This is a genomic window from Maribacter sp. 1_2014MBL_MicDiv (assembly GCF_001865655.1).
In the GTDB taxonomy this organism is placed as follows: domain Bacteria; phylum Bacteroidota; class Bacteroidia; order Flavobacteriales; family Flavobacteriaceae; genus Maribacter; species Maribacter dokdonensis.
The window spans coordinates 3,265,871-3,286,497 of the sequence record NZ_CP011318.1; the positions used below are offsets into that span (position 1 = coordinate 3,265,871).

Genomic DNA, 20,627 nt, shown 5'->3' on the forward strand with positions numbered 1-20,627 from the left:
TTAAATGTCAGTTACCTTACTATCTTCACCTTTACAAGGCTTTACCGATTTTAGATTCCGAAATGCGTTTCATAAATATTTTGGAGGTATAGATACTTTTTATGCGCCATACATTAGACTGAACGGTAAAATGGTCATCAAAAATTCGTATCAGAAAGATTTACAACCTGATAATAACACTACTCTAGAGGTAATACCGCAGGTTATGACGGGCGATGCCGATGAGTTTTTATTTGTGATTAAGTATATTCAAAGTTTAGGTTACAAGGAACTCAACTGGAACTTAGGTTGTCCATACCCAATGGTAACAAAGCAAGGTATGGGAAGCGGACTCATTTGTAATCCTGAGAAAATTGACCATATTTTAAAACGTGCGCATGAAGAAACAGATGTAGTGGTTTCCATGAAAATGAGAATGGGCTATGAGCACGCAGAAGAAATTTTAGATGTTTTTCCAATTCTAGATAAGTATCCGTTAAAAAATATTGCCATTCATGCGCGTATAGGAAAGCAGCTGTATAAAGGCGGTGTAGATTTAGATGCTTTTCAGAAATGTATAGACGGTACCAAACACAAACTCTACTATAATGGAGATATTACCACTGTAGCTAAGTTTAAAGAAATGAAAGAGCGCTTTCCTAGCATAGACCATTTTATGATGGGCAGAGGGCTGATTGCCGACCCATTTCTACCTGGTATGATCAAGAACAATACCACCGAATACCCAAAAGACCGTTGGAAGATTTTTTCGGAATTTCACGATACGATCTATCAGCAATATGATGAGGCTTTATCAGGACCAACACCTATAAAAATGAAAATGAGGGGCTTTTGGGAGTATTTTGCACTGTCTACTTCTAATCCGCATAAAGCTTTTAAAAAAATAAAAAAAGCTAACAATCCTAGGGCTTATCAACAAGCGGTGCGTGAGATATTAAATAACGAGTGAGATTTTTCTTATATTGTAAGATATTGCAAATAACTTATTATGAAAAATAAAACCACCAAATTTTTATTAAAAGTCGTAATGTTTTTTCCAATTTGTTTTGGAGTAATGCTATGGTTTGATAAGTTTGATTTTAATGACTGGGAATTTCAAATTATTGTAGGGTTTGTTGGGGCATTTGGTATAACTTTTTGGCAACTATTTGATTATGAAAAATATAGTGAGATTTCATATGAAGATTTTCTTGAATCTAAGCATAGTTTATGTTTGGAAAATAGCGAAGAAAACTGGCGTCAACTTAATGAATTAATTGAAAATCCTTTAGTAGAATCAGAAATTATAGAAAGAACAGATGTTAAGCTGAAATTTCAATTAGAACGAAGATATTCAGATTCAATTCCAACGGTACAAAGAACGTCAGATGCTATTATAGTTAACATTGAGAAAAAGTTCTTTTCCTTTTTGCCTGATCGTGCAGATAATTACCGAACTATACAAAGGATTGTAAAAAGTAGCCAGCAAACCCAGAGCATACCAACAAGCGGTACGTGAGATATTGAATTATGAGTAGCGTAACCATTATCTTTGCTACCTTGTTCTAAAAATCGCTAGTGAAAGACCTTATTTTAATAACACCGCCCTTTACTCAATTAAATACTCCGTATCCGGCAACGGCATACATAAAGGGTTTTTTGAACACAAAGGATATTTCTTCTTACCAGTCAGATTTAGGGATTGAGGTTATTTTATCACTCTTCAATAAAAATACTTTTCAGCAGCTGTTTGCAATGGCTTTTGAGGCAGATGCTATTGTAACTGAGAATACCCAAAGAATATATGCACTTCGTCATGAGTACTTAAAAACCTTAGATGCGGTTATTCTATTTCTACAAGGTAAAAATGATACTTTGGCAAGGCAGTTATGTACGGATAGTTTTTTGCCAAAAGCTTCTAGATTTCAACAATTAGATGATTTGGAATGGGCATTTGGGAATATGGGTATGCAAGATAAAGCCAAGCATTTGGCAACTCTGTATCTGGAGGATCTTTCAGATTTTATAGTAGAATGTATAGATCCAAATTTTGGCTTTAGTAGATATGCAGAAAGGCTTGGGCGCAGCGCCAATTCTTTTGATGAGCTATATGATCACTTGAATAAAAAGCCAACCTTTATTGATGAATTAACGCTCAATATATTAAAAAAGCAATTAGAGGAACACACACCCAAATTGGTTTGTTTTTCGGTACCCTTTCCAGGGAATTTATATAGCGCCTTTCGTTGTGCCCAATTTATAAAGGCTAATTATCCTGATGTGAAAATTGCCATGGGTGGCGGATTTCCAAATACAGAATTGCGCAACCTTACCGATGTTCGGGTGTTTGAATTCTTTGATTTTATAACCTTGGATGATGGTGAACTTCCGTTAGAATTGGTACATCAATATATAGTTCATGGAGAAGGGGAGTTAAAGCGTGCTTTTGTCTTAAAGGATAGTAAAGTTGTTTATAAGAATGATAGTTTAAGGCAAGATTATAAGCAGCAAGATGTGGGTACACCAGATTATGCTGATCTGCAATTAGAGAATTATATTTCGGTCATTGAAATTGCCAACCCAATGCATAGTCTGTGGAGCGATGGTCGTTGGAACAAGCTTACCATGGCTCATGGTTGTTATTGGGGTAAATGTACCTTTTGCGATATTTCTTTAGATTATATTAAAATCTACGAGCCGGTTGCCGCAAGTATGCTGGTAGATCGTGTAGAAACTTTAATTGCCCAAACCGGTGAGTCAGGTTTTCATTTTGTTGATGAAGCGGCACCACCTTCATTAATGAAGGCTTTTGCCTTAGAGGTGTTAAAACGTAATTTGACCATTACCTGGTGGACGAACATTCGTTTTGAAAAGAATTTCACCCAAGATTTATGTTATCTATTAAAAGCATCGGGCTGTATTGCGGTCTCTGGTGGTTTGGAAGTAGCTTCTGACCGGCTTTTAAAACTGATAGATAAAGGCGTAACGGTAGCGCAAGTAGCACAGGTTACTAGAAATTTCACCGAAGCGAACATCATGGTGCATTCGTATTTAATGTATGGCTACCCAACGCAGACCGTTCAAGAAACGGTAGATAGTTTAGAAATGGTAAGGCAGTTGTTTGAGCTGGGAATTATACAATCTGGCTTTTGGCACCAATTTGCATTAACGGCGCACAGTCCGGTTGGTTTAGATCCTGAAAAATATGGGGTAATGCCAAATTTAAAAGATATCAGCTTTGCAAACAACGATATAGATTTTAAGGATAAAACCGGAATAGATCACGGTATATTCAGCTTCGGGTTAAAGAAATCGCTCTTTAATTTTATGCACGGTATCGGTTTTGATATGAGCTTACAAGAATGGTTCGATTTTGATATTCCGCAGTCTACCATATCACCCGATTATATTTATGATTGTCTGCAACATGAAGTAGTCTTAAAAACAAAACCTACCGCTAAGATTGTTTTTATTGGACAAATACCACTAGTGCAAGAACAGGTGAAAAAGAAAAAGGGTAGGTCATGGGAGCAATTACAGTTATATTTCCATTCTACCACAGATGTATACGAAATTACGGTCGATAAAGAACAGGGTGAGTGGCTATTGGATAATTTAGAGAAAATAAGTCCAACCAATAAATCAATTACTTTTGCCCAATTAAAGAAAGATTTTGAAATGCAATTTGAGGATTTTGAATTGTTCTGGTATTCTAAGCCTATACTGGGGTTACAGGATCACGGGCTTTTGGTATTATAAAAAAGCCACAATGAATAACAAAGTGGCTTTTTTATCCTTAAAAGTTAAATTACGAATAGCTATAAGTGTAGCCTATCTCCGTACTATAGGACGTTGATAAAAGAGTGTCTACAAAAATCCATTCAGAAGTTACTTCAGTAGATGTAAAAGTAGTCATCATAAATCCTCTTCTAGAAGCATCAAAATAATTTAGGTTGTCTATTAAGGTTGTCATTGCTTCTTGAAAACCTGCTATTAATTCTGGGGTGACGGTTGCACCCAGGTAAGTTTCAAAACCAGGTGAGCTAACGGAAGAAGTTGCCAATTCAATGCCTACTTCAGAACCATCTGCAGCAATCAGCGTATTTTGCCAAGCGTTGTGGGTATCGCCGGCAAGTGTAACAATTTTTTTGCCGTTCAACGCTCCGTATATGATTTCACGGTCTACTGGGTAGCCGTCCCATGCATCTAAGTTATATGGAATAACAGATGTTACCCTTACTATTTCTTCCGGTGTCAATGTTGGGTCGTTATTAAGATGCCTAAGTTTTATGGTGACTAGTTCTGTAAGGATAGTGGCAAAATTGGGTGAGCCAAAAGCAGTTAGTAATTCTGCCGGCACGTTCATTTTACCCATAAGCACTTGTTGCCCCAGTACTTGCCATTTTGCATTACTGTTACTGATTTCTGAAATGACCCAATCTCTTTGTTCCGTACCTAAAATAGAGCGGTTGGGGTCTGATAATGCTGTTTGGAATGCAACAGCGTCAAAACCGGTTGCAGTAAAATAATCTGTGATGCTTAATTGTTTGTCCCTGCCAATTAAACGAGTATCCATCAACACCAGATTAACTAGGTTTCCAATATTTACAGATCTGTAGATAAGACTATTGTCATCTGCAGAAATTCTTGAGAATGGTAAAAACTCGCTGTAAGCTTGTAAGGCATTTTGCTTTCTTACTTCAAAACTACCTTCGGTAGCTTCATCATGGTTTTCAGCACCTTCTTTATAGGTGTCATTGGCAATTTCGTGATCGTCCCAAACACAGATAAAAGGCTTTTTTTGGTGCGCCAATTGTAAGGATGTATCCGATCTATATTGTTTGTATCGGGTGCGGTAGTCATCCAATGAAATAATCTCTCCCTCTGGTTCATGAGAACGATTTAAAAATGCATTTTCTGCTGTTGAACCATATCCTCCGGCACCATACTCATAAAAGTAGTCTCCTAAATGAACAATGATATCTGCATCGGAATTTGCCATTGCATCGTACGCATTAAACAAACCTGCTTGGTAGTTAGAACATGAACAAACTGCTAACTTGGCTTGCGTAGCATCGGTGGGTAGTGTAATGGTTTCACCAACCACGGAAATGGAATTATCAGAAGTACTTATAAATCTATAATATAATTTTTGATCAGCTTCCAGCTCGGTCAATTCAATGGCCAAAGTATTGTCCCTAGAGGTTTCAGTTGTTATTTTTCCGGTTCTTAATATGCTGCTAAAATCCGATTGTGTAGAGACTTCCCAGATAATTTCAACATTTGCCGTGGTATAACGTGACCATATAATTACACCAGAATTACTTGGGTCAAAACTGGCAACCCCGTAACTAAAGTTTTGTACAGTTAATTGCGATTCGTCATATTCAACTTGTACATTGTCATCTTCGCTACAGCTTATAATGTTTGGGGCTAAAATTATTCCCCCGGAAGCCATTAAGGTTTTTTGAATAAAATTTCTTCTGGTGTTTTTCGTCTTTTTCATCTGGTAAATTAGTTTCCTCAAAATTGTTTTAATTCCGATCAATCTATGTTAGTTGAACTTTATGTTTGTGTTATTGAAACTATCGGTAACAATAATGACCTAAGGTCAGTTGGTTTTATAACTGTTCTATATGAATTTCTTAAGTTTGGAGAATAGCTGTAGAAATATGACTCCTAAGATTATTACCCTTAAAGAAAAAAAGTTGATAGGATTATCTGCTGAAATGAGTTTGTTAGATAATAAAACCCCTCAACTTTGGAAAACGTTTAGGCAACGTAGTAAGGAAGTGGATTATAGGGCGTCTGAAGATTTTATATCACTGCAACAATATTCTAGCCATTATTTTGAACGATTTAGCGCTGGTAGCGAATTTGTAAAGTGGGCTTGTGTTGAGGTTGATAAAGTGGATAATATTCCCGAAGGCATGAACATGTTGCTATTGGCAACTGGCTTATATGCTGTGTTTCATTATAAAGGAAGTGCACAAAATGCACCTGCTTTCTTTCAATATATTTATGGGGAATGGATTCCTAACTCAGAATATCAATTAGATGATCGCCCACATTTTGAAGTACTTGGGGCTACATATAAAAACAACGATCCCAACTCAGAAGAAGAAGTTTGGATTCCTATAAAAGCAAAATGAAACAACCTGAAAAAGCACCCTGGTACTATCTCTTATTATTGATATTGGCTGGGGAAAGTGTCTTTATTTTGCCGTTTGTGCTACAACGTGTTTTTAGACCTACTGTTTTAAAGGTTTTTGAACTCGATAATGTTTCTTTAGGTCTGTGCTTTTCGGTATACGGTTTTGTAGCGTTGGTCTCATATGTGCTTGGTGGTCCGTTGGCAGATAAATATCAACCAAGAAAGTTAATAGCCATTGCACTTTGGTTAACTGCAATGGGCGGATTGGTATTCGCTACTTTTCCCAATTATTTTACGTTGCAGGTTCTTTATGGTTTTTGGGGCTTTACTACCATATTTCTCTTTTGGTCTCCTATGATAAAAGCTACCCGTGTTTGGGGCGGTATAAATTCTCAAGGCAGGGCGTTCGGGTTTTTAGATGGTGGTAGGGGCTTGGTAGGAGCCTTGTTCGGTACACTTGGGGTAGTGGTGTTTTCTTATTTTATGACTACAGATTTGGAAGGCGCTAGTTTGGAAGAGAGCCGTTTTGCTTTTAGATATGTTATTTTAACTTCTGCAGGTATTGTAGCCGTAGTGGGTGTTTTGGTATGGTGGTTCATGAAATTACCTGCAGATCAAGAAAAAGAAATTGTCATTGATCGTATTACAGCTTCACAAGTTAAAGAGGTACTGCGGTTGCCATCGGTTCAATTGTTAATGGTCATTATTTTATGTGCCTATGTTGGCTACAAGATTACGGATGTTTTTTCGCTATATGCTAAAGATGTAATGTTGCTTAATGAAGTTGCCTCAGCGGAAGTTGGCACTGTTTTGTTGTTTGCAAGACCGGTAGTAGGGGTGTTGATCGGTATTGTTGCAGACCGGTCTAGACCTAGTCTGTTTTTATTCATAGGTTTTGTAATAGCCTTTATTGGTTCTTTGATTTTTGCTTCGGGAGTAGTTGAAAATGTTTCTTATGCTATTTTCATATTTTCGATTATGATTGTGGCGCTAGGTGTTTACGCCATACGTTCCTTGTATTTCGCGGTTATGCAAAGCGGTAGAATCCCTTTAGTTTTAACAGGTACCGCTGTGGGTATTATTTCATTGGTAGGCTATACTCCAGATATTTTTGCCGGACCCGCAATGGGGTACTTATTAGATGCATCACCGGGTTTAAAAGGGCATCAACATGTATTTTGGATGTTGGCTGTATTTTCTTTTGTGGGCGGATTGGCAGCTTTTAGATATTTTCAACTTTATGGTAAACGGTTTTATGGTAATTCCTAAAAATCTTAATCTTTTACTTTCAGCTGTAATCGTCATTATTGCAGGTTTGATGTATGGCGCCTATCCTACTTTTGTTATGCCAGAACTTTTGGGTTTTCAGGTGGTAGATTTAGAACTGAAGAACATGCTACGTGCCGTAATGGGAATTTATATGGGAGTTGGCCTATATTGGTTATTTGGAGCTTTAAATCCTAAATTTTGGTACGGGGCAACGGTCTGCAATGTCCTTTTTATGGGAGGAATATCATTTGGTAGAATAGTGAGTACACTGTTTGACGGTGTATCGCCTTTGTTTACTCCCGCATTAGTATTAGAATTGTTGTTCTTTGGCTGGGGATTATATAACCTTAAAAAGTATAAGGAATAGTTCTTGTTTTTAAAAATCTAGCTTCTTTTTACGTAGCTCAAAATTCTGCCCTAGATATACTTTACGTACCATTTCATCTGCAGCCAGATCTTCTGGAATACCGGATTTTAAAATTCCGCCTTCGAACATTAGGTAAGAACGTTCTGTAATGGCAAGTGTTTCTTGTACGTTGTGATCGGTAATAAGTATACCGATGTTTTTGTTCTTTAGTTGCGCTACAATACGTTGTATGTCTTCTACGGCCACGGGGTCTACTCCTGCAAAAGGCTCGTCAAGAAGAATAAACTTTGGATCGGTAGCCAAAGCTCTTGCAATCTCAGTTCTTCTTCGCTCGCCACCAGATAACAAATCGCCACGGTTTTTTCGAATATGCCCCAGACCAAATTCCTCAATGAGCGATTCCATTTTCATGTGCTGCTCTTTCTTGCTTAATTTGGTTAGTTGTAGTACACTGAGAATGTTCTTTTCTATACTTAGTTTTCTAAATACCGACGCTTCTTGTGCCAAGTACCCAATACCGTTTTGTGCTCTTTTGTACATGGGGAATTTAGTAATCTCCATGTCGTCCAAATAGATACTTCCGCCGTTAGGTTTTATAAGGCCAACAATCATGTAAAAGGATGTGGTTTTACCCGCACCGTTTGGTCCAAGTAGCCCTACGATCTCTCCTTGGTTTACCTCAAGGGAAATTCCTTTAACCACCCTACGGCCTCTGTAGGATTTCATAATATTGTCGGCACGTAACTTCATGTTTTCAAATCTATTGGTTATTGGTCTGCTAGAAAAGTAATTAGGGATTTTTTAACCTTCTTGGTTTTCTAATTCTTCCCAGTATTCATAAGCTCTTCTTAAGTGTGGTATAACAATAGTACCGCCTACCAAAGTAGCTATACTTAAAGTTTCCATGACCTCTTCTTTAGAAACACCTTCTTTGTATGAACTTTCTAAATGATATTTTACACAATCATCGCATCGTAACACCGTAGAAGCCACAAGACCTAACAACTCTTTGGTTTTCACATCTAAGGCACCAGCGGCAAAAGCATTGGTGTCTAAATTGAATATACGTTTTACTATTTTATTATTATCGGCCAATAACTTATCGTTCATCTTAGAACGATACGCGTTAAATTCTTCAATTTGATTTGACATTTCTATTTGCTTTTTTTTCTTTTTCGCCTTTTTTTCTTTCTTTTCTCAATACCATAGCAGAAATATAGATACTTACTTGATATAAGATCAATACCGGTATGGCCACTATAATTTGGCTGGCAACGTCTGGCGGAGTTATTACGGCAGATAAGATTAAAACGACCACCAATGCTATTTTTCTATATTTTCTCATTATTTCTGGGGTTACCAGGCCAATTTTGGTCAAAAAGAAAATAATGATAGGTAGTTCAAATAAAACACCACAAGCAATTACAGATGCTCTAACGGTAGATATGTAAGACGCAAGGTCAAACTCATTGGTAACCTCTGAACTTACTTGGTAGGTGCCTAAAAAGTTAATGGATAATGGTGATACCACATAATACCCGAACAATACACCTAGAAAAAATAAGAAAGATGCTATGAAAATAAAGCCTCTAGAATTTCTTCGTTCTTTTTCGTAAAGTCCCGGACTAATAAATTTCCACATTTCATAAAGGACATAAGGAAAGCCAATAATGAAACCGGCCCAGATGGATGTCCAAATATGTGCGGAAAATTGCCCGGACATTAATCTACTTTGTATGGTAAATGGAAGTTTATCGGCACAAAAAGCCGAGTCAAATCCAAAATATGTTGCGATATCACAAAATAATTTGTAGGTAGGGAAATCCATTTTTTTAGGTCCGAAAATAACCGTGTCAAAAATGAAATCTTTCATTAAAAAGGCAACACTTCCAATAATGACAACTGCCAAAACTGATCTTATTAAATGCCATCTTAATTCTTCTAAATGGTCTAGAAATGACATCTCGTTAGGAGAGGTAGTAGCTTTGGAACTCATTATAAAATACCTTCGTTTATTAAATTATGTAAATGTATAACACCAATGTAGGTATCATTATCCATGGCCAACAGTTGTGAGATTCCCTTTTTCTGCATTTGCTCTAATGCTTTTATGGCTAAAGTATTGGCAGATATTGTTTTAGGGTTGGTGGTCATGATATCTTTGGCGGTCAATCCTTTTATATTATCATACTTGTTTAGCATTCGTCTTATGTCGCCATCGGTAACAATACCAACAACTTTTTCTCTATCAAGTACGGCAGTGACCCCTAACATTTTTTTAGAAATTTCAACAATAACCTTTTTGACATCTTCGTCTTGTTGTACGCTTGGCACTTGATTTTTGCTCACAAGGTCAGAAACTCTTAGATAAAGTCTTTTTCCCAATGACCCGCCAGGGTGATATTTTGCAAAGTCAGAACTGGTAAACCCTTTAATTTCCAATAGAACTATGGCCAAGGCATCTCCCATAACCAATTGTGCGGTAGTACTTGTTGTAGGAGCCAAACCATTTGGGCAAGCCTCTTTTTCTACATGGGTATTTAAAATATAATCTGCCTGCTTTGCTAAAAAAGAATCGGTATTACCGGTCATTGCAATTAATTTGTTTGTACCTCTTTTTATGAGCGGTACCAACATCTTGATTTCGGGCGTATTTCCACTGTTAGAAATGCAGATGACCACGTCATTATCCTGTACGGTACCCAAATCTCCATGAATGGCGTCGCCAGCATGCATAAAAATTGCGGGAGTACCTGTAGAATTCAAGGTAGCTACAATTTTAGTGGCAATGATGGCACTCTTGCCAATACCAGAGATTATAACACGGCCTTTTGCCTGGATAATGCAGTTTACGATACTGGCAAAATCGTCGGTCAAAAGAGATGAAAGTTGTGCTATAGCATCACGCTCAGTTTCAATGGTTTTTTTTGCTAAGCCAATAATGGTGTCCGTTGCAATCAATCTATTATTCAAATTATGGATTGTATTCCTAAAAGAATGTATTATCTTTAAGATGACAAAATTAAACAAACTTAATTTTAAATGCCGATTATCGCATAATAATTTAGAAACGCCAAGCTTGGCAAAAGATTAATTTTGTTCGCTTATAGATTTTTAAAGTAAGTAGTGTCCCCTTAAATGTAAAATGTGACAGACAGTAAAGAATTTGACAATATCGATTTACATTCCTCATTAAAAAAATATTTTGGGTTTTCTCAGTTTAAAGGACTTCAAGAAGAGGTAATTAAAAATGTTTTAAGACAGAATAATACGTTTGTAATTATGCCTACCGGCGGTGGTAAATCGCTTTGCTACCAATTACCTGCGTTAATGCAAGAAGGTACCGCAATTATTGTATCTCCACTTATTGCTTTAATGAAGAATCAAGTAGATGCCATACGTGGTGTATCTTCTGAGAACGGAATAGCACATGTGCTCAATTCATCATTGAACAAAGGTGAAATAAAACAGGTAAAGCAAGATATCACAAACGGCGTTACAAAACTTTTATATGTTGCTCCAGAGTCATTGACAAAAGAAGAGAATGTAGAGTTTTTGCGCTCGGTTACTATTTCTTTTGTAGCGGTAGACGAAGCGCATTGTATCTCTGAATGGGGGCATGATTTTAGACCTGAGTATAGAAACCTAAAATCTATTGTTGAACGTTTGGGCGATAATATTCCTATTATAGGACTTACCGCTACGGCTACACCTAAAGTACAGGAAGATATCATAAAAAATTTAGGAATTGGTGGAGCCACTTTGTTTAAGGCATCTTTCAATAGACCCAATTTGTTTTATGAGGTACGTACCAAAACGGAGAATATTGAGGCGGATATCATCCGTTTTGTAAAACAAAATTCAGGTAAATCCGGTATTATATATTGTCTAAGCCGAAAAAAGGTAGAAGAATTGGCTCAGGTTTTACAGGTAAATGGTGTAAGTGCCGTGCCGTATCACGCCGGTTTTGATGCTAAAACTAGATCTAAATACCAAGATATGTTCTTGATGGAAGATGTAGATGTGGTTGTGGCCACTATTGCTTTTGGTATGGGTATAGACAAGCCAGATGTTCGTTTTGTTATACATCATGATATTCCTAAAAGTATAGAGAGTTATTACCAAGAAACGGGTAGGGCAGGCCGTGATGGTGGCGAAGGTCATTGTTTGGCGTATTACTCTTATAAGGATATAGAGAAGCTTGAGAAATTTATGTCCGGTAAACCGGTGGCAGAACAAGAGATAGGAAATGCGCTGTTGCAAGAAGTTGTAGCCTATGCAGAAACCTCAATGTCTAGACGTAAGTTTATGCTTCATTATTTTGGTGAGGAATTCGACGAGGTTAACGGTGAAGGGGCAGATATGGATGACAACACCAGAAACCCAAAAGAAAAAGAAGAGGCTAAGGATGGTGTAGAAAAGCTATTAAAAGTGGTGACCGGAACTAGTGAAAAATTTAAATCAAAGGAAATTGTAAATACCTTAAGAGGTAAGAGCAATGCAATAATATCATCTCACAAAACCAATGAAAAGGAATTTTTTGGTATTGGTTCTGATAAAGATAAGGGGTATTGGATGGCCTTAATACGCCAAACATTGGTTGCGGGACTTTTGAGAAAAGAAATAGAGCAATACGGTGTACTTCATGTAACTGATAGTGGTAAGGAGTTTTTAAAGAAACCTTCTTCTTTCATGATGACCAAAGATCATGTGTACAATGCCGAAAATGATAATGCTATTGTAGGAGCTGCTAAATCTGGCGGAATTGCAGATGAGAAACTTTTAAAACAATTAAAAGATCTTAGAAAAGGTCAAGCAAAGAAATTGGGAGTACCGCCGTTTGTGGTCTTTCAAGATCCTTCTCTAGAAGATATGGCCCTTAAATATCCTATTTCCCATGAAGAGTTGCTTAATGTTCATGGTGTAGGTGAAGGTAAGGCCAAAAAATATGGAAAGCCTTTTATCGCTTTTATTAATACATACGTTTCTGAAAATGAAATAATTAGACCGGATGATCTTGTGGTAAAGAGTACCGGTGCAAATTCTGCTCTAAAATTGTATGTGATACAGAATGTAGATAGGAAATTACCGTTGTCTGATATTGCATCGGCAAAAGGACTTGAAATACCTGAGTTGATCAAGGAAATGGAGCAGATCGTCTATAGCGGAACAAAGTTGAATTTAAACTATTGGATCGATGAGATTTTAGACGAAGATCAACAAGAAGAAATACATGATTATTTCTTAGAGGCAGATAGTGATAATCTTGAAGAAGCCATGACAGAGTTTGATGGTGAGTACGAGGAAGAAGAATTACGTTTGTATAGATTGAAATTTATTAGTGAGGTGGCTAATTAATGTAATTGTCGCTTTTAAAATTAAAATTCCCTTTGATTTTCTTTATTGAAAAACCAAAGGGAATTTTTTTCAAACCCACTTGAAACAACTTTTAACGGGCGGCAGCCGCGCCGTTGTCTATTTTTCCTCTACGTAATTGTCGTTGTATTTTTCTAATGGCAGACTCAATAGATTTTTCTGGTTCTATAATATTGTATTCGCCCCAAAAGTCTGGATCGGCAAAACCTAGTGCTTCGTCACTTAATATGATAGAAGATTTCATTCTATCCTTTGACCTAGGTATGGCGTTGGTCAAGTTTTGTTCCCAATCCGTCACGGCCATTTCACAACTCATACTATATACTGAATTGAATAGTCTTTTATCCCAATTAACTTTAAATTCAAGAAGAACATTGCTGTAACCATAATACCATTTTCCGTTCTTTTCCCTGTAATCTACACGGTAAGATACTTCTGTTGGCCAGACCTCTGCATTTTTTGGTTTCTTACGAACAAACATTTGAGAAGCAAGGCGCTTATCGGTAATGTTCAAAGAGTAAATGGCACTGGTTAGAATTTTATTTTCAGCATCTATATATAATTTCCCTTCATATAACGGATCAATAATTTCTGGCTTTTGCTTAAAGTCTATTACATAAATAAGTTGGTCATTTACTCGCGTAGAAGTATCAAAAGAGAAATCATAATAGTTTAATGTTTCTGGGGTAAATATATATTTAGGGTATTTGACCATGTCCACGAACAAAGTATTGAACGGTCCACCTTGTAATTTTAAGGCAACGGTATCAAGTTTTGAATAATCAGTGCTTTTACGAGCCTTGTATAATTCAAGGGCATCTGTTCTATTTGAGGAGTATGGTGTTTTGTAAACGTTTACAACAGCTTCTGAAAGACTTACATTTGTTCTTCTCTTTTTTATGGTTTCCCTATAGAATGCTGTCATCACCGTATTTTCATCTAAGTAATTGCTTCCTTTTTTATCTAAGGTCTCTTTTACTAAAGCTTCGGCATCGTTAGGGGCATCTATTTGTGCTTCGGATAATGCCATAACAAACTCTTCCATAAAGATTTTGTTCTTCTCCGGTTGTAGGTCAGCTATATTCAATTGCTTGGTCTTGTAACCTAAGAAGGCAATAGTTAAGCTGTTTCCTTTAAATTCATTGGGTACTTTTAAAGAAAATTGTCCCTCTGAATTTGTAATGGTGGTGACATTGGTATTGTCCACCGTTAGCGTGGCAAATACCAGCGCTTTCTTGCTGTCAGCGTCTAAGACTTCTCCTGTATACTCAATGAAATTAGTGTTTTGGGCGGTCATTGATTGGATTCCTAATCCCAAGCAGCATAAAAGAATTAAAACATAGTAAGCGCTAAGGGGCTTTTTAATATTGAAGTTGTAAGTTGACATGGTGCAAATTTTTTACTTAAAATAATGATTTTTAGTGAATTAAGCTAATTATTTAACCATTATTCATTTTGTTGATGTGTAATTTTTGGAGTTATGGGAACAGACTTTATTTTTCTCCATCAAACGTTTTTGAGGAGGTGCTTACCAATCTATTGATCTCTTTTAATTCCTCTTCGGTTAAATCTCTCCACTTTCCAACGGGTACGTCTAGTTGAACATTCATGATCCTAATACGTTTCAGCTTTTTTACCCGATAATCCAAATATTCGCACATACGCCTAATTTGTCTATTAAGACCTTGGGTCAATATGATCCTGAATTGATAAGTGCTAACTTCATACACCTCACACTCTCTGGTTACTTGGTCAAGAATAGGAATGCCTTTTCGCATTCTGTTCAGAAAATCGATCGTTATCGGTTTGTCTACCGTTACCAAATATTCTTTTTCGTGATTGTTACGGGCACGTAAAATCTTATTTACAATGTCGCCATCATCGGTTAGAAAAATAAGTCCTTCACTGGGCTTGTCCAATCTGCCTATTGGGAATATACGCTTAGGGTAATTTATAAAATCAATTATATTGTCCTTTTCTACACCGGTGTCGGTAGTGCAAACAATACCTACAGGTTTGTTGAATGCCAAATAGGTTGACTTGCCTTTGGGTTCCTTGATCAGTTCCCCATCTACTTTTACGATATCTCCAGCAGAAATTTTGGTTCCCATTTCCGGTACTTGACCGTTAATGGTTACCCTACCTTGTTCTATAAGTTTATCTGCAGCCCTTCGTGAACAAAAACCCGCTTCACTTAAGTATTTGTTAATTCTGGTTTTACCGGCATTATCTTGCATAGTCAACTTCTTGTTTCAATTATTTTTTTCTCTGTAGTTCTTGTTGATATATTTCGCGTCCTAATTGCGCTAAAAATGGAATGCCTATTTCATCATACTCATATACATCATCATTGAATATACCATCTTTATTGACCAATATAGTGGCTGTCAATAGAAAATCTATATTATTTTTTGTGTCCTTAATGTAAGCGCAATCGGTTAATGTTCCATAGGCAAACCCAACTTTGTTATATATTTTGATATGTTCTGGTATATCATCTTTAGAATCACCAAAAAGAAAAAACTTACAGTAGCTATCGTAATATTCTTTTTTGTCATAACCCATTTCTTTTGGCACTGTGTGCATAGCATTTAACAGATGATCGCGTTGCTCTTTGTTTAAATGAAATTGTTCATTCAAATTAAAATTCTCTGGAAAAATAATTCGCTTTAATAGATTATGCTGAGCAGATAAGGGATAATAGTTTTTTTGCTTAAAGCTAAATGGCTCGTTAATATATTCATCATTTTCATAATACCCTTTTCCCTTTTCTATTTCAAACAATGCTAAAGGTTTTGGCGTTTTGTTTAAAATGGGTTGTGTTATACCGGTGGTAGAATCATTAAGGTAAATAATGATGGGTTTTGTTCTTAAATCTTCTGAATGAAAACCAAGTCTATGTGAGAGCCTAACAGGAGCTATGCCTTTGTTTTTCAAACTTTGGTTGATGGTTTCAAAACCTAAAAATTCTATTAACCTATTATTGGCTAAATTATCACTGACGGCAAAAATCTCATTGACATCATCTGCAACGGTACTTTCAATAGTGTCACCTTCTATGTAATATTTGGTGTTTATGGTAAGGGTGTCGGATTGGTTTATTTTTTCCATTGCCAAAACTGCGGTTGGAAATTTTACCGTACTGGCCGGATAAAAGTATACACTGTCACTTACCTGAAAATCATAGTCCGTAAATAGCACACTGTCATTTCTTCTATCAATTTGGGTGTACCTAATTTGAACCTGATATTTCTCAATACTGTCCATCACCCTTTTAATACTAATGTCTTTTGAAGCTAAGGCCGTCTCAAGAAAATTTGGATTTTGTTGCTCGGCGGTGCAAGAAACTAATATGAAGCAGCAAATGAAAAGTAAACAATGTTTCATGTAATAGGTGTCAGATTAAGGTGTGTAGACTTCACCTCTGTGCGGTTTTAATAAATCTCTTACCTTGATCATTTCATTTTCTTCAACGACCATGAAGGCTGTGCTGTACATGTCATTGATTTCATTAAAACCGGTAATGTTAAGTGCGGTTTTTTCTAGTGCTATAAATTCATTGAGGTGCTTAACATGGTGCTCTGCGGTCTTAAGTGCCGTAGGACCTCTGAAATCCCAAATTAGTTTTATTTGTCGGTTCAAAAATGTCTTGTATTGGTTTATAAAATAAGTAAGCAAATTTACCGAAAAAACCTTAGCCCGTTTACTATTTAAAGGTTGATTGCAATTTTTAAAAATAGCTGTGCTTATTGATTATTAGGTATTTGTTTATATTGTAACTCCCAAAAAAAGGTGTTAAGTAAATCATTAAGCACTTGCACACGATTTGGTAATTGCTATTTTTGCTCGATGTTTTCTAAGAAATCTAAATTATTGTTCAGCAGGTTTTGCCTTTTACTTGGTATAGGTCTTATTGCTATTGTCTATACCTCATGTGAAGGTATGTTTAAAAAAGAGGAAGAAAGAAAGGCTATTGCTAGAGTAGGCGAATCCTTTTTATATAAAGAAGACCTTGTTCCACTGATTACGGAAAATATGTCAAAGGCAGATAGCGCATCATTCGCTACAAATTATATTAATAATTGGGCGTCTAAACAATTACTGCTGTCCAAGGCCAAAATAAATTTATCCGAAGAAAAACTTGCGCAATACAATGCTCTGGTAGATGATTATAGAACCGAGCTCTATACTAGTGTGTATAAAGAAGCTTTGGTAGCCCAAGCAACAGATTCGCTAATAACATCGGAACAACTTCAAGCTTTTTACGAGCGCGCCAAAGAGAATTTTAAACTAAAGGAACCTATTGCCAGAATTAGATTTGTAGCCTTGCCCAAAGGATTTTTGGATAAAGATGAAGTTGGTAAGCGTTTAAAAAGATTTAAAGAAGATGACCTACGTTATTTAGATTCTATTGGGGTTCAGTTTAATAAACTGAATTTTAACGATTCAATTTGGGTTAGAAATACAAGAATATTCGAAGAAATACCTCCAATTACCGCAGAGAATGCCAATAGGTACTTAAAAAATTCACAATTTTTTGAATTAGAGGATTCAATCGGGGTATATTTGGGAAAAATAGTAGAGACAAAGGATATTAATGAAATTGCTCCCTTGTCATTTATTAAGCCTACCATAGAACAAGTTTTATTAAGCCGTAGAAAGATGGACTACCTACGCAAACTAGAAACTGAATTATTAGATGAAGCAATCAAGGATAATGAATTTGAAGTTTTCGAAAACAAAAAATAGTATTTACATAGGGGCATTGCTGCTTTCAGGTTTTGCTATCGCGCAAGATTCAATACCAAATGCAGAGGCAGATCAGGCCCAAGCAATGGAAGCTGCTGCGGAAGCCATTACAGTAAAAAAAGATTCGTCAAACAATTTTAAGAGAATTAAATTAGATGGTATTGCTGCTGTTGTGGGTGACTATGTAATATTGGATTCTGATATTGAAAAAACGCTGATCGATCTTAAAAGTCAAGGTGCTTCCACTGAGGATATTACACACTGCGGGCTTTTAGGTAAGTTAATGGAAGATAGGTTGTATGCCAACCAAGCCGTTCAAGATAGTATTCTGGTCTCTGATGATGAAGTAAATGCTACTGGCGACCGCCAATTACAATCGTTGGTTCAGCAGATTGGGTCTATGGACAAGGTGTTGAAATACTACAAGAAAACAGACGAGGCTAGTTTTAGGGAAGAGCTTTATAAGATCAATAAGTTGCGTATGTTATCTGAGCGTATGCAGCAAGATATCATTAAGGAAATTGAAATTACGCCGGAAGAAGTTCGTCAATTCTTTAATAAAATTCCTGAAGATGAACGTCCTGTATTTGGCGCTGAGTTAGAAATTGCACAAATTACCAAAGAGCCAGAGCCTTCTGAGGAAGAGAAGCAAAAGGTGGTTGATAAGCTAAACCAGATTAAGGCAGATGTGGAGGATAATGATGCTAGCTTTAGTGTAAAAGCTATTCTATATTCTCAAGATCCAGGATCTAAATCAAAAGGTGGTTTCTATAGTATTACAAAAGATACTGGTTTTGACAAGAAGTTTAAGGATGTGGCTTTTAGTTTGAAAGAAGGTGAAGTTTCTGAGCCTTTTGAAACTGTTTTTGGCTATCATATTATTTATATTGAAAAAATTAGAGGTCAAGAATTGGATTTGAGACATATATTGATCCAGCCAGAAATATCTCAAAATGTGTTGGATGAAGCTAAGGCTGAATTAGACACTATTCGTAAAAAGATTATGGATGGGGAATTTACATTTGCTGAAGCTGCATTGAATTTTTCTGACGAAAAGGAAACAAAATTTGATGGCGGACTTTTACGTAATCCTGTAAATTTCGATTCTAAGTTTGAGCTTACAAAAATGGATCCTACCCTTTACAATCAGGTTCAAAATTTAAAGGATAATGAAATAACGTATCCGGTATTGGAAGAAGATCCAAGAGGAGGTGCACCTAAATATAAAATCTTAAAGATTACCAATAGGTTTGATGAGCACGTAGCGGATTTCTCAAAGGATTATACAAAGATTCAAGAGCTGGCACTTACAGAGAAAAAGTACAATGCCATTAAAAAATGGATGGACGAGCATATTAAAGATACCTACATCAGCGTTAATGACGAGAACAAAGATTGTGATTTCGCTAATAATTGGGTAAAAAAGTAATATATGTCAGACGTTGCAGCAATTGAACGCCTAGTAGTAAAACATGCTGAGCTTAAAAAAGAAATAGCCAAGGTCATTATTGGTCAAGATGAGGTTATTGAACAAATTCTGCTTTCAATTTACACAGGAGGGCATTCATTGCTGATAGGAGTGCCAGGGCTGGCCAAAACTTTAATGGTGAATACCATTGCCCAAGCATTAGGACTAGACTTTAAAAGAATACAATTTACGCCAGATTTAATGCCAAGTGACATTCTTGGTAGTGAGGTTCTAGATCAGAACAGAAGTTTTAAATTTCTTAAAGGCCCTATTTTTTCCAATATTATTTTGGCGGATGAAATCAACAGAACTCCACCAAAGACCCAAGCAGCACTTTTAGAGGCAATGCAAGAGAGAGCTGTGACCATTGCCGGTCATCAGCATAAATTGGAACTGCCATATTTTGTTTTAGCTACGCAAAACCCAATTGAACAAGAAGGTACCTACCCTTTGCCGGAAGCACAGCTAGACCGTTTTATGTTCGCGATAGAATTAAAATACCCTTCTATAGCAGAGGAAATTAAAGTGGTGAAAAATACTACTTCGAACACTAAGCAGGTGATCAATGCGCTTTTTAACGCTAAAGATATCATTGCTATTCAAGAATTGGTGCGCAGAATTCCTGTTGCGGATAATGTAGTGGAATATGCTGTAAAGTTGGTAAATAGTACAAGGCCTAATCTGGAAACAGCATCAGAATATGTAATACAATATTTAGATTGGGGTGCAGGGCCAAGAGCATCCCAAAACCTTATTCTTGGAGCTAAGGCCAATGCGGCCATTCATGGTAAATTCTCACCAGATATAGAAGATGTGCATGCCGTTGTTAAAGGAATTTTACGCCATCGTATCATTAAAAATTATAAAGCAGAGGCAGAAGGTATCACTGAAGAGGATATTATTGATAAGCTGCTTTAAAAAAATTCCACCTTTTTCTGCACTTTTTCAAGGATATGAACATTTTTGATATTAAAAATGTTTGATATCTATCTACTTTTTAAAGGATTTGAGAAAAAGTCCGCAATCATACTTATTTAGTTTTAAATGCGTTCTTTATTACGTAATTTTACGAAATTGCGTTAACTTAAATGAACTAGCAGATGACATTTGATTTTGATACCATTAGAAGACCAAGTAATACTCTAATCGAATAAAACATTCAACAATCAATTAATCTGTCCATTTGTAGTAATAGTGTTCTTATTTTCCACAAATCTTCAGAGAAAATTATGAAGTCGCTATTTCACCATTATATCCAATTAAAT

General features: G+C 36.3%; 19 protein-coding genes. 10 read left to right on the forward strand and 9 right to left on the reverse strand.

Features of this window, described 5'->3' with window-relative positions; translation table 11 throughout:
- The first annotated feature begins 4 nt into the window (after positions 1–4).
- From YQ22_RS13790 to YQ22_RS13800, 3 genes are read left to right on the forward strand one after another with little or no spacing between them, the layout of a single operon-like run.
- Positions 5–949, forward strand: a complete 945-nt coding sequence (locus tag YQ22_RS13790; RefSeq protein ID WP_071341655.1) for a tRNA dihydrouridine synthase — start codon at positions 5–7, stop codon at positions 947–949.
- Positions 950–988: 39 nt separating this feature from the next.
- On the forward strand, positions 989–1,498 hold the full coding sequence (locus YQ22_RS13795; RefSeq protein ID WP_071341656.1) for a hypothetical protein: 510 nt from the start codon (positions 989–991) through the stop codon (positions 1,496–1,498).
- Between the two features lie 59 nt (positions 1,499–1,557).
- On the forward strand, positions 1,558–3,738 hold the full coding sequence (locus YQ22_RS13800; protein WP_071341657.1) for a B12-binding domain-containing radical SAM protein: 2,181 nt from the start codon (positions 1,558–1,560) through the stop codon (positions 3,736–3,738).
- 49 nt (positions 3,739–3,787) lie between these two features.
- On the opposite strand, the gene YQ22_RS13805 is transcribed toward YQ22_RS13800, so the two are convergent.
- Positions 3,788–5,485, reverse strand: coding sequence for an alkaline phosphatase D family protein (locus tag YQ22_RS13805; protein ID WP_071341658.1), 1,698 nt, complete (start codon positions 5,483–5,485; stop codon positions 3,788–3,790).
- Positions 5,486–5,615: 130 nt separating this feature from the next.
- Here YQ22_RS13805 and YQ22_RS13810 point away from each other — a divergent pair, with 130 nt between their 5' ends.
- From YQ22_RS13810 to YQ22_RS13820, 3 genes are read left to right on the forward strand one after another with little or no spacing between them, the layout of a single operon-like run.
- Positions 5,616–6,131: a GyrI-like domain-containing protein gene (locus YQ22_RS13810; protein ID WP_232231194.1), complete on the forward strand. Its 516-nt coding sequence runs from the start codon at positions 5,616–5,618 to the stop codon at positions 6,129–6,131.
- Positions 6,128–7,402: an MFS transporter gene (locus YQ22_RS13815; protein ID WP_071341660.1), complete on the forward strand. Its 1,275-nt coding sequence runs from the start codon at positions 6,128–6,130 to the stop codon at positions 7,400–7,402. Before YQ22_RS13810 ends, YQ22_RS13815 begins: the two co-directional genes overlap by 4 nt.
- Positions 7,389–7,769, forward strand: a complete 381-nt coding sequence (locus YQ22_RS13820; RefSeq protein WP_071342599.1) for a DUF4345 domain-containing protein — start codon at positions 7,389–7,391, stop codon at positions 7,767–7,769. The genes YQ22_RS13815 and YQ22_RS13820 overlap by 14 nt, the downstream gene beginning before the upstream one ends.
- Positions 7,770–7,778: 9 nt before the next feature.
- Here YQ22_RS13820 and lptB read toward each other — a convergent pair whose 3' ends face one another.
- The 4 genes from lptB to YQ22_RS13840 are packed head-to-tail and all read right to left on the reverse strand — an operon-like array spanning position 7,779 to position 10,742.
- Positions 7,779–8,519, reverse strand: a complete 741-nt coding sequence (gene lptB, locus YQ22_RS13825) for an LPS export ABC transporter ATP-binding protein (protein ID WP_058103464.1) — start codon at positions 8,517–8,519, stop codon at positions 7,779–7,781.
- Positions 8,520–8,570: 51 nt separating this feature from the next.
- A complete protein-coding gene (locus YQ22_RS13830; RefSeq protein ID WP_071341661.1) occupies positions 8,571–8,921 on the reverse strand; it encodes a carboxymuconolactone decarboxylase family protein in 351 nt (116 codons plus the stop codon).
- Positions 8,905–9,765, reverse strand: coding sequence for a twin-arginine translocase subunit TatC (tatC, locus tag YQ22_RS13835; protein WP_071341662.1), 861 nt, complete (start codon positions 9,763–9,765; stop codon positions 8,905–8,907). The genes YQ22_RS13830 and tatC overlap by 17 nt, the downstream gene beginning before the upstream one ends.
- Positions 9,765–10,742: a KpsF/GutQ family sugar-phosphate isomerase gene (locus tag YQ22_RS13840; RefSeq protein ID WP_071341663.1), complete on the reverse strand. Its 978-nt coding sequence runs from the start codon at positions 10,740–10,742 to the stop codon at positions 9,765–9,767. The genes tatC and YQ22_RS13840 overlap by 1 nt, the downstream gene beginning before the upstream one ends.
- A gap of 174 nt (positions 10,743–10,916) precedes the next feature.
- Here YQ22_RS13840 and recQ point away from each other — a divergent pair, with 174 nt between their 5' ends.
- The gene (gene recQ / locus YQ22_RS13845; protein WP_232231197.1) at positions 10,917–13,127 is read left to right on the forward strand and encodes a DNA helicase RecQ; all 2,211 of its coding nucleotides are present in this window, start codon (positions 10,917–10,919) and stop codon (positions 13,125–13,127) included.
- Between the two features lie 91 nt (positions 13,128–13,218).
- Here recQ and YQ22_RS13850 read toward each other — a convergent pair whose 3' ends face one another.
- From YQ22_RS13850 to YQ22_RS13865, 4 genes are all read right to left on the reverse strand, one after another.
- Complete coding sequence (locus tag YQ22_RS13850; RefSeq protein WP_071341664.1) at positions 13,219–14,532, reverse strand: carboxypeptidase-like regulatory domain-containing protein; 1,314 nt, start codon at positions 14,530–14,532, stop codon at positions 13,219–13,221.
- Positions 14,533–14,638: 106 nt separating this feature from the next.
- A complete protein-coding gene (rluF, locus tag YQ22_RS13855) occupies positions 14,639–15,382 on the reverse strand; it encodes a 23S rRNA pseudouridine(2604) synthase RluF (RefSeq protein ID WP_071341665.1) in 744 nt (247 codons plus the stop codon).
- Positions 15,383–15,401: 19 nt separating this feature from the next.
- Entirely contained in the window at positions 15,402–16,412 is a 1,011-nt protein-coding gene (locus tag YQ22_RS13860; RefSeq protein WP_335625955.1) for a serine hydrolase, read from the reverse strand.
- 135 nt (positions 16,413–16,547) lie between these two features.
- Complete coding sequence (locus YQ22_RS13865; RefSeq protein ID WP_058104287.1) at positions 16,548–16,787, reverse strand: hypothetical protein; 240 nt, start codon at positions 16,785–16,787, stop codon at positions 16,548–16,550.
- A 207-nt stretch (positions 16,788–16,994) separates the two neighbouring features.
- Between YQ22_RS13865 and YQ22_RS13870 the strand changes: the two genes are divergently transcribed.
- From YQ22_RS13870 to YQ22_RS13880, 3 genes are read left to right on the forward strand one after another with little or no spacing between them, the layout of a single operon-like run.
- Positions 16,995–17,894: a peptidylprolyl isomerase gene (locus YQ22_RS13870; RefSeq protein WP_071341667.1), complete on the forward strand. Its 900-nt coding sequence runs from the start codon at positions 16,995–16,997 to the stop codon at positions 17,892–17,894.
- Entirely contained in the window at positions 17,863–19,323 is a 1,461-nt protein-coding gene (locus YQ22_RS13875) for a peptidylprolyl isomerase (RefSeq protein WP_071341668.1), read from the forward strand. The genes YQ22_RS13870 and YQ22_RS13875 overlap by 32 nt, the downstream gene beginning before the upstream one ends.
- A gap of 3 nt (positions 19,324–19,326) precedes the next feature.
- Entirely contained in the window at positions 19,327–20,280 is a 954-nt protein-coding gene (locus tag YQ22_RS13880) for an AAA family ATPase (protein ID WP_071341669.1), read from the forward strand.
- Positions 20,281–20,627 lie beyond the last annotated feature (347 nt).

Coding starts and splice junctions, on each gene's coding strand:
- YQ22_RS13790 (WP_071341655.1), top strand. CDS start 5: ATGTCAGTTACCTTACTATCTTCACCTTTACAAGGCTTTACCGATTTT.
- YQ22_RS13795 (WP_071341656.1), top strand. CDS start 989: ATGAAAAATAAAACCACCAAATTTTTATTAAAAGTCGTAATGTTTTTT.
- YQ22_RS13805 (WP_071341658.1), bottom strand. CDS start 5,485: ATGAAAAAGACGAAAAACACCAGAAGAAATTTTATTCAAAAAACCTTA.
- YQ22_RS13810 (WP_232231194.1), top strand. CDS start 5,616: ATGAATTTCTTAAGTTTGGAGAATAGCTGTAGAAATATGACTCCTAAG.
- YQ22_RS13815 (WP_071341660.1), top strand. CDS start 6,128: ATGAAACAACCTGAAAAAGCACCCTGGTACTATCTCTTATTATTGATA.
- YQ22_RS13820 (WP_071342599.1), top strand. CDS start 7,389: ATGGTAATTCCTAAAAATCTTAATCTTTTACTTTCAGCTGTAATCGTC.
- lptB (WP_058103464.1), bottom strand. CDS start 8,519: ATGAAGTTACGTGCCGACAATATTATGAAATCCTACAGAGGCCGTAGG.
- YQ22_RS13830 (WP_071341661.1), bottom strand. CDS start 8,921: ATGTCAAATCAAATTGAAGAATTTAACGCGTATCGTTCTAAGATGAAC.
- tatC (WP_071341662.1), bottom strand. CDS start 9,765: ATGAGTTCCAAAGCTACTACCTCTCCTAACGAGATGTCATTTCTAGAC.
- YQ22_RS13850 (WP_071341664.1), bottom strand. CDS start 14,532: ATGTCAACTTACAACTTCAATATTAAAAAGCCCCTTAGCGCTTACTAT.
- rluF (WP_071341665.1), bottom strand. CDS start 15,382: ATGCAAGATAATGCCGGTAAAACCAGAATTAACAAATACTTAAGTGAA.
- YQ22_RS13860 (WP_335625955.1), bottom strand. CDS start 16,412: ATGGACAGTATTGAGAAATATCAGGTTCAAATTAGGTACACCCAAATT.
- YQ22_RS13870 (WP_071341667.1), top strand. CDS start 16,995: ATGTTTTCTAAGAAATCTAAATTATTGTTCAGCAGGTTTTGCCTTTTA.
- YQ22_RS13875 (WP_071341668.1), top strand. CDS start 17,863: ATGAATTTGAAGTTTTCGAAAACAAAAAATAGTATTTACATAGGGGCA.
- YQ22_RS13880 (WP_071341669.1), top strand. CDS start 19,327: ATGTCAGACGTTGCAGCAATTGAACGCCTAGTAGTAAAACATGCTGAG.